Source organism: Brevundimonas sp. UBA2416 (genome assembly GCF_002343105.1).
Taxonomy (GTDB): Bacteria; Pseudomonadota; Alphaproteobacteria; order Caulobacterales; family Caulobacteraceae; genus Brevundimonas.
The window spans coordinates 332,966-341,299 of the sequence record NZ_DDRM01000015.1 but is presented as its reverse complement, the minus strand read 5'-3'; the positions used below and the strand labels follow the sequence as shown (position 1 = coordinate 341,299).

The 8,334-nt window shown below is 69.7% G+C and carries 7 protein-coding genes; 6 read left to right on the top strand and 1 reads right to left on the bottom strand.

Going from position 1 to position 8,334, the window contains the following annotated elements:
- The first annotated feature begins 105 nt into the window (after nucleotides 1-105).
- From B3E43_RS05715 to lpxC, 6 genes are all read left to right on the top strand, one after another.
- Nucleotides 106-1,488: a M20/M25/M40 family metallo-hydrolase gene (locus B3E43_RS05715; RefSeq protein ID WP_292027412.1), complete on the top strand. Its 1,383-nt coding sequence runs from the start codon at nucleotides 106-108 to the stop codon at nucleotides 1,486-1,488.
- Nucleotides 1,485-2,432, top strand: coding sequence for a D-alanine--D-alanine ligase (locus B3E43_RS05710; protein ID WP_292027411.1), 948 nt, complete (start codon nucleotides 1,485-1,487; stop codon nucleotides 2,430-2,432). The genes B3E43_RS05715 and B3E43_RS05710 overlap by 4 nt, the downstream gene beginning before the upstream one ends.
- Nucleotides 2,398-3,300 (top strand): cell division protein FtsQ/DivIB, encoded by a 903-nt coding sequence (locus B3E43_RS05705; RefSeq protein ID WP_292027443.1) that lies wholly within the window; start codon nucleotides 2,398-2,400, stop codon nucleotides 3,298-3,300. The genes B3E43_RS05710 and B3E43_RS05705 overlap by 35 nt, the downstream gene beginning before the upstream one ends.
- A gap of 29 nt (nucleotides 3,301-3,329) precedes the next feature.
- Complete coding sequence (ftsA, locus tag B3E43_RS05700; RefSeq protein WP_292027410.1) at nucleotides 3,330-4,655, top strand: cell division protein FtsA; 1,326 nt, start codon at nucleotides 3,330-3,332, stop codon at nucleotides 4,653-4,655.
- A 200-nt stretch (nucleotides 4,656-4,855) separates the two neighbouring features.
- Nucleotides 4,856-6,457, top strand: coding sequence for a cell division protein FtsZ (gene ftsZ, locus B3E43_RS05695; RefSeq protein WP_292027409.1), 1,602 nt, complete (start codon nucleotides 4,856-4,858; stop codon nucleotides 6,455-6,457).
- A gap of 191 nt (nucleotides 6,458-6,648) precedes the next feature.
- On the top strand, nucleotides 6,649-7,548 hold the full coding sequence (gene lpxC / locus B3E43_RS05690) for a UDP-3-O-acyl-N-acetylglucosamine deacetylase (protein WP_292027408.1): 900 nt from the start codon (nucleotides 6,649-6,651) through the stop codon (nucleotides 7,546-7,548).
- Between the two features lie 13 nt (nucleotides 7,549-7,561).
- Here the strand turns inward: lpxC and pgeF are convergent, their stop codons facing one another.
- Nucleotides 7,562-8,332: a peptidoglycan editing factor PgeF gene (gene pgeF, locus B3E43_RS05685; RefSeq protein ID WP_292027407.1), complete on the bottom strand. Its 771-nt coding sequence runs from the start codon at nucleotides 8,330-8,332 to the stop codon at nucleotides 7,562-7,564.
- Nucleotides 8,333-8,334: the final 2 nt, after the last annotated feature.

The window sequence follows — 8,334 nt, the reverse complement described above, 5'->3', positions numbered from 1 at the left end:
TCCTCCATTGAGGAGGAAGGGAGACTCGTTCTCCTCACCAAATCTCCATCGCATCGTCACCACCCCTCGCTTGACTTGGGCCGCCGCCTGTCGCACCCGCCTGACATGCGCTTGATCCTGCCCGCCCTTGTGGCCAGCTTCGCCCTCTCGACGGCTGCCTTCGCCGCCGAGCCCTCCGACACCGCCGCGGCGCTCCGCGACAAGGCGCTCGGCGATCCCACCGCCTGGACCCTTCTGGAAGACCTGACGACCGGGATCGGCCCGCGCCAGGTCGGCTCGCCGGGCATGGCCCGCGCCAAGGACTGGGCGGTGAAGACCTTCACCGATCTCGGATTCACCAACATCAAGGTCGAGACATTCGCCAAGCCGTCCTGGACGCGCGGCGCGGAGTCGGCCTCCATCGTCGGGCCGTACCCGTTCAAGCTGTCGATCTTGGGCCTGGGCGGCACCGTGCCGACCCCGGCCAAGGGCATCGAGGCCGAGATCGTGGTCTTCCGGTCCTACGCCGAACTCCTCGCCGCGCCGGAAGGGTCGCTGGCCGGCAAGATCGCCGTGGTCACCCAGTCGATGCCCCGCACCCAGGACGGCGCGGGTTACGGCGCCGCCGGCGTCGCGCGCCGTTCAGGCGCGTCGGAGGCCGCAAGACGCGGGGCGATCGCCTACCTGGTCCGCTCGATCTCGACCTCGGACTCGCGCCTGCCCCACACCGGCGCGTTCCGTTATGCCGAGGGCGTCGCCAAGATCCCCGCCGCGGCTCTGGGCGTGCCCGACGCCGAGCTGCTGGAACGCCTGGCCGCCCGCGGCCCGGTCAGGGTGAAGCTCAACCTCGCCTCGACGACCAATCCCGACAACGTCGCCTGGAACATCTCCGCCGACATCACCGGCAGCGAAAAGCCGGAGCAGGTCGTCGTCATTGGCGGCCACCTCGACAGCTGGGACGTGGGCACGGGCGCCATCGACGACGCCTCGGGCATCGCCATCACCACGGCGGCCGCCAAGCTGATCGGCGATCTGCCGCGCCACCCCAAACGCACCATCCGCGTGGTCATGTGGGGCTCGGAGGAGAGCGGCGGCTCCAGCGAAGCCTACGCCGCCGCCCGCAAGGATGAGATGGCCAGTCTGATCGCCGCCAGCGAGAGCGACCTGGGCGGCGATCGCATCTATGCCCTGCAGCTGCCGAAGGGCGCGGCCGGGGATCCGATCCAGGCGCAGCTCTCCGCCCTGCTGGCGCCGCTGAACATCATGGTCTCCCGAGAGCCGGCGCAGTTCGGCGGCTCGGATGTCGAAGGGCTGCAGGACGCCGGCGTGCCGGTGTTCAGCCTGCGCCAGGACGCCAGCCGCTACTTCGACTTCCACCACTCCGAGGACGACACGATCAACAAGATCGAGCCCGCGCAGTTCGACCAGAACGTCGCCGCCTGGGCCGCTGTCGTCTACATGATCGCCGACGGCGACATCGATTTCCGCACGCTCAAGGACGCCAAATGAGCCTGCCGCTCCAAGGCCATCACGTCGCCGTCCTGATGGGCGGCCTGTCCTCCGAACGCGAGGTCAGCCTGGTTTCCGGCGCGGCCTGCGCCACGGCGCTGGAGAGCCTCGGCGCGAAGGTCACGCGCATCGACGCCGGTCGCGACCTGGCCCAGGTGCTGGCCGCGCTGAAGCCCGATGTCTGCTTCAACGCCCTGCACGGCGAATGGGGCGAAGACGGCTGCGTCCAGGGCGTGCTGGAGACCCTTGGTCTGCCCTACACCCACTGCGGCGTGCTGGCCTCGGCCCTGGCCATGGACAAGGCCAAGTCCAAGGCGGTCCTGGCCGCCGCCGGGGTCATTGTGCCGGGCGGCGGGCTCTACAACCGGCACGACGTCGCCCGCGACCACGTCATGCCGCCGCCCTATGTCGTCAAGCCCAACGCTGAGGGGTCCTCGGTCGGGGTGTTCCTGGTCTTCGAGGGCGCCAACGGTCCCCCGCAGGAGGTGATCGCCCCGACCTGGACGTTCGGCGAGGAGGTGATGGTCGAGCCCTATATCGCCGGCATGGAGCTGGCCGTGGCGGTCATGGACGGCAGGGCCCAGACGGTCACCGAGATCGTCCCGCGCACCGGCTTCTACGACTATGACGCCAAGTACGCCGAGGGCGGCTCCGAGCACGTCGTGCCGGCGCGGATGCCCAAGGAGGATTTCGACCGCGCCCTGCGCCTGTCGGAGCTCGCGCACGCCGCGCTTGGTTGCCGCGGAGTGACCAGAAGCGACCTGCGTTATGACCCTGTTAAGCGTCTTCTGGTCCTTTTGGAGGTCAACACGCAGCCCGGCATGACGCCTACCTCTCTCGTTCCCGAGCAGGCGGCCCATCTGGGCACGTCGTTTGACCAACTGGTGCTCTGGATCGTGGAGGATGCGTATGCCCGCGGTAATGCGGGGGGCGGGGCGCGGTAGCGCCAAGCCCCGGGCCAAAGCGCCCGCGAACCGGGGCGCTGGACCCCGAAAAGCCTCCCAGGCTCCCCGGCCGGCGGCGAAGCTGCGCGCCGCGCGCGGCGTCCTGCCGCCGATGGTCGCCCTCGGCGTGGTCGGCGGCGTGCTCGCGCTCGGCCTGATCGTGACCCTGGCCACCGGCGACCGCGGCGAGCGGCTCGCCCACGCCGCCCTGGCCAGCAGCACCGGCGGTCTCGGCTTCAAGCTCGAGAAGGTGCATATCCAGGGCGCGTCGCCCATGGCCCAGCAGGCCGTTCTTGACGCCACCGGCCTGTACAAGGGGCAGCCGATCCTCGACGTCGACCTTGAGAAGGTCCGCCAGTCGGTGACCCATGTCGGCTGGGTCAAGGACGCCCAGATCGTGCGTCTGCTGCCCGACACCCTGGTCATCGCCGTCAAGGAACGCGAGACCCTCGCCGTGTGGCAGACGGGCGGTCGGACGTTTGTCATCGACGGCGGCGGGCGCGCCATACCCGAAGCGGATCCGGGTCGATTCCCGCAGCTGCCGCTGATCGTGGGCGAGGGCGCCAACGACGCGGCCGCCGCGATCCTGCCGGCGGTGCAGTCGCGTCCGCGTCTGCGCGACCGGCTGGAGGCGCTGGTGCGTGTCGACGGTCGCCGCTGGGACCTGCGCCTCAAGGATGGCGGCATCGTCCAGTTGCCGGCCGTCGACGAGGAGTCCGCCCTGATCCGTCTGGACCAGCTCGATGAGCGCCAGCGGATCCTGGAGCTGGGCTTCGAGAGGATCGATCTGCGCGAACCGGGGCTGATCGCCCTGCGTCCGCGTGACACGCCGCTGCCGGCCGAAGCGCCGGTCTCGGCGGGCGTTTAGTGAGCAGAGGGGCAGGGGTGCTCAGGACGATGGCTCGATCGGATGATCGCAAACAGGCCCGGGACAGCCTGAAGGCGGCGTTGGCGCGTCAGCCTGTGATCGCGGCGGTCGATCTGGGAGCCTCGAAGGTCGCCTGTTTCGTGATGAAGCCGGACGGCGTGCGCCGCGCCGATCGCACCCTGACCACGGCCGGAGTCGGCTACGTGCAGTCGCGCGGCGTCAAGGGCTCGACCATCGCCAGCATGGACGAGGCCGCCGAGGCCATCGCCCTGGCGGTCGAACGCGCCGAAGCGGTGGCCGGGGTCAGCGTCCAGGGCGTGACCATCGCCACCGCCGGCGGCCAGATGGCCAGCCATCGCGTGTCGGCCCGCGTGTCCATCGGGGCCCGGCCGATCTCCGACAATGACTGCTCGCGCGCCCTGGCCGCGGCCCTGGCGCAGATCCGGCTTCCCGGCCGGCGGCCCCTGCACATCCTGCCGATCGCCTGGTCGGTCGACGGCCAGCGCGGGGTGCGCGACCCCCGGTCGATGTTCGGCAAGAGCGTCGGCGTCGACCTGGTCGTCGTGTCGATCGCCGACACCATCTTCCAGACCCTCGGCCACTGCGTCGAGCGCGCGCACCTGCAGTTCGAGGGCGTTGTCGCCTCGCCCTTCGTCTCGGCCCTGGCCGCCCTCGAGGAAGACGAGATGGATCTGGGCGCCATCTGCATCGACATGGGCGGGGGCACGACCTCGGCCGCCGTGTTCAGCGGCGGCAGCCTGGTCCACGTCGAGTCCCTCGCGGTCGGCGGCGAGCACGTCACCCAGGATATCGCGCGCGGCCTGTCGACCTCCCGCGCCGGCGCCGAGCGCATCAAGACGTTGCACGGTTCGGCCATCGCCTCTGCCAACGAGGATCGCGAGATGATCGAGGCGCCGCCGCGCGGCGATGATCCGGGCGCCGGTCCCGTCATCGCGCCGCGCTCGCTGCTCAAGGGGATCATCGCCCCGCGCGTCGAGGAGACGCTGGAGCTTCTGCGCGAGCGCCTCAAGGAATCCGGAGCCCCGATCGAGCCCGGCGCGGGCATCGTTCTGACCGGCGGGGCCAGCCAGCTGGCCGGCGTCCGCGAAGTCGCCGTGCGGGTGTTTGACCGCCCCGTGCGCCTGGGCCGTCCGCGCCGCGTGCCGCATCTGGCCGACGCGGTGACGGGCCCCGCCTTCTGCGCCGCCGCCGGCATTCTGCACCGCGCCGCCTTCGGTCCGCGTGAAGCCGTGTCGGCCAAGGTGTTGGCCGGCGCCGGAAAGCGACGCGAACCGGTCGACCCCGGGGCGGGAACAGTCACCAAGGTGGCCGCCTGGCTACGCGACAATCTGTAGCCGCATTTCCGCGGCTGATTCGCGCAACGCCTTACTCCACAACAAAAATGCTCCGAACCCCGCTCGACCCGGGGGCGACTCATATTATGCGGTTAACTGCCGATTAACGATGTGGGTCCGATGGTTAACCCCGCCGTAAGGCATTGCCGGCGGGCGGGTCGCCGGAATGTTCGAAAGAACGCCAGGACACGGGGTCCCTAATGAAGCTGTACGCGCCTCAAACCACTGAACTGAAGCCCAGGATCGTCGTGTTCGGCGTCGGCGGCGCCGGCGGCAACGCGGTCAACAACATGATCGACAAGCAGCTCGAGGGCTGCGAGTTCGTGGTCGCCAACACCGACGCGCAAGCGCTCACACGCGCGCGCACGCCAAACCGCATCCAACCCGGCCATTCCATTACCGAAGGGCTCGGCGCGGGCGCGCGTCCGGAGGTCGGTCAGGCGGCGGCGCAAGAGAGCCAGCCCGAGATCATCGAGTTTTTGGACGGCGCGCACATGGTGTTCGTCGCCGCCGGCATGGGCGGGGGAACGGGCACGGGCGCGGCGCCGGTGATCGCGCGAACGGCGCGCGAGCGCGGCATCCTCACCATCGCGGTGGTGACCAAGCCCTTTCACTTCGAGGGCCAGCGCCGCATGCAGCTTGCGGAAACCGGCGTGCAGGAGCTGCGCAAACACGTCGACACGCTGATCGTGATCCCGAACCAGAATCTCTTCCGCGTCGCCAACGAGCGCACGACCTTCGCCGAGGCGTTCCAACTGGCGGACCAGGTGCTCTATTCCGGCGTGCGCGGCGTCACCGACCTGATGGTCATGCCGGGCCTGATCAACCTCGATTTCGCCGACGTCCGCGCCGTCATGTCCGAAATGGGCAAGGCGATGATGGGCACGGGCGAGGCCTCGGGCGAGGACCGCGCCCTGCAGGCCGCCCAGAACGCCATCGCCAATCCGCTGCTGGACGAGACCTCGCTGAAGGGCGCCAAGGCCGTGCTGGTGAACATCACCGGCGGTATGGACATGACCCTGCTGGAAGTCGACGAGGCCGCCAACGCCATCGCCGGCGAGGTGGACGCCGACGCCAACATCATCTTCGGGGCCGCCTTCGACCCGGCCCTGGACGGCAAGATCCGCGTCTCGGTCGTGGCCACCGGCATGGAAGACCTGGCCGCGGTCAAGACCACGCCGAACGCCACGACCTCGGTGTTCGACACCCGCCGGCCGACCCCGGCCCACGCCGCCTCGCGCGCCGAGCCTGTGCGTCATGACGCCGCCCGGGATTTGGGCCGCGAGCCGGTCCGCGCCGAGGCGCCGCGTCAGGCCGAAGCCGCGCCGATCGTCCCCACCTTTCAGGCCAGCCAGCCCACCTACGGAACCGCGGCCCGCGCCCCGGAACCCCGTTTCGAGCCCCGCCCGGAGCCGGTGATCCACGTTGCCGAGGAACGCAGCCTCGAGCCGATCGTCGATCCGTGGGTCGAGGAGTATGAATCCGCGCCGCGCAGCCGCACCGTCGCGGCGGCCGATGCGCCGGTCGCGCAGGGCGACCTGTATATGGACCGCACCGCCGCTTCGCAGACGGAGACCCGTCACGAAGAGCCGGCCCACGAAGACTATGACGACCGGGACCACCGCAAGTCCGGATGGAGCCTGTTCGGCCGCGGCAAGCGCCAGCCGGCCCAGCCGACCTATCCGTCCGCGTCGCGCACGACCGAAATGCGCGCCACCAGCCAGACACAGCCGGCGCCCGAGCTCGGGGAGGCCGAGGACGATCTGGAGATCCCGTCGTTCCTGAGACGACTGGCCAACTGATCCGGCCGCAAGCCTGACGAACCGCCCCGGAGCCCCCGCTCCGGGGCGGTTTTGCGTCCGGGTATGGTTCATCAAACCGAAACAATTCGAAACCCGACTTTCATTTCGCGCTTGCGGCAGGGCCGGTAGACGGTTCGTGGGGCGAACTCCGCACACAGAGGCGGGACGCAAGAACTGCAGTGAGTTTGAGTTTGTCGGTCAGAATCGACCATCGCCAGAAGACCACCGTCGCTCCTGCCATCATTGCGGGCGTAGGCGTGCACACGGGCGACCGGGTGCGTCTGGCCGTGCGTCCGGCCCCGGCCGGCACGGGCATCGTCTTCGTGCGCACCGACATCAAGGACCGCGACAACCGGATTCCGGTATCCGGCGAGGCCGTGATCGACGCCCGTCTGAACACCATGATCGAGAACGCCGCCGGCGTTCGGCTGTCGACCATCGAACACCTGATGGCGGCCTTCGCCGCCCTGGGCGTGTCGAACGCCGTGGTCGAGGTGGACGGCCCCGAACTGCCGATCCTTGACGGTTCGGCGCTGCAATTCGTCCAGCTGCTGGACCGCGCCGGCTTCCGCCGTCAGGAGGCCCCGGTCCGCTATATCGAGATCCTCGAGCCGATCCGGGTCCAGGAAGGCGACAAGAGCGCCGCCCTGCTGCCCTGCGACCGCTATGAGATGCGGTTCGAGATCGACTTCGACACCCCGGTGATCGGCAATCAGGTGGTGGACTTCGTCGTCGACGAAGAAACCTTCCGCAACGAGATCATGGCGGCCCGCACCTTCGGCTTCGCCCATGAGGTCGAGGCCCTGCGCCGCGCCGGTCTGGCCCGCGGCGGTTCGCTGGAGAACGCCGTGGTCATCGACGGCGACCAGATCCTGAACCCCGGCGGGCTGCGGATGGAGCGCGAGTTCGTCAAGCACAAGGCGCTGGACGCTATCGGCGACCTCTATGTGCTCGGCGCGCCCCTGCTGGGCCGCTATGAGGGCGTGAAAGCGGGCCACGCCATCAACAACCTGCTGGTCCGCGAACTGCTGGCCAATCCGCAGTCGTGGCGTGAAACGACGCGGGTGCCTGAAATGGCGATGGCGGGCTGAAAATCCCGGTGGATCAGCCCAGGCTGATCGCGCTCATCAGCCGGCCAAAGTCGGCCTCTCCACTCAGATACGCCCGCCGGTTCGAATAGAACCGCGCCGCATCGACCCGCGTGTCGTCGCCCGTCCAGGCGGCGTCGGCGACACCGGCCTGCTCCAGCCGCCACAGGACGAAGGCGGGCAGGTCGAACAGCCGTTTGTCGGCGCTTTCGCCGGGCGCGAAGAAGCGGGCGCTGCCCGGATCATGATGCTCGAACCGGTCCTGAAAGTCGGCGCCGACCTCATAGGACGGCTGGGCGATACAGGGACCGACGACGGCGACCATGCGGCGGGGTTCGGCGCCGAGGGCCTGCATGGCGGCGACGGTGGCGTGGACAATCCCGTCCAGCGCGCCCTTCCAGCCCGCATGGGCGGCGCCGACGACGCCGGCCTCGGTGTCGGCCAGCAGGATGGGGGCGCAGTCGGCGGTCAGGACGGCGCAGATGACGCCGGGGATGGCGGTGACCGTGGCGTCGCCCTCGGGCCGCGCGCCCTTCCAGCCCTCTTCGGCGACATGGGCGACGGCGGAGTGGATCTGGAAGCAGGCGGCCAGATCGTCTGAGTCACCGCCCAGATGGTGGGCGATCCGGCGGCGGTTCTCGGCGATGGCGGCGGGGTCGTCCCTGGAGCCGACGCCGGTGTTCAGGCCTTCATAGATGCCGGTCGAGACGCCGCCTTCGCGCGTGAAGAAACCATGACGGACGCCGGCGCGGTCGAGCAGGGGGTGGGTAATGGGCTGGAGGGGCATGG

Excerpts from the sequence above, each read along its gene's own strand:
- B3E43_RS05715 (WP_292027412.1), top strand. The coding sequence starts at position 106 with ATGCGCTTGATCCTGCCCGCCCTTGTGGCCAGCTTCGCCCTCTCGACG.
- B3E43_RS05710 (WP_292027411.1), top strand. The coding sequence starts at position 1,485 with ATGAGCCTGCCGCTCCAAGGCCATCACGTCGCCGTCCTGATGGGCGGC.
- B3E43_RS05705 (WP_292027443.1), top strand. The coding sequence starts at position 2,398 with ATGCCCGCGGTAATGCGGGGGGCGGGGCGCGGTAGCGCCAAGCCCCGG.
- ftsA (WP_292027410.1), top strand. The coding sequence starts at position 3,330 with ATGGCTCGATCGGATGATCGCAAACAGGCCCGGGACAGCCTGAAGGCG.
- ftsZ (WP_292027409.1), top strand. The coding sequence starts at position 4,856 with ATGAAGCTGTACGCGCCTCAAACCACTGAACTGAAGCCCAGGATCGTC.
- pgeF (WP_292027407.1), bottom strand. The coding sequence starts at position 8,332 with ATGCCCCTCCAGCCCATTACCCACCCCCTGCTCGACCGCGCCGGCGTC.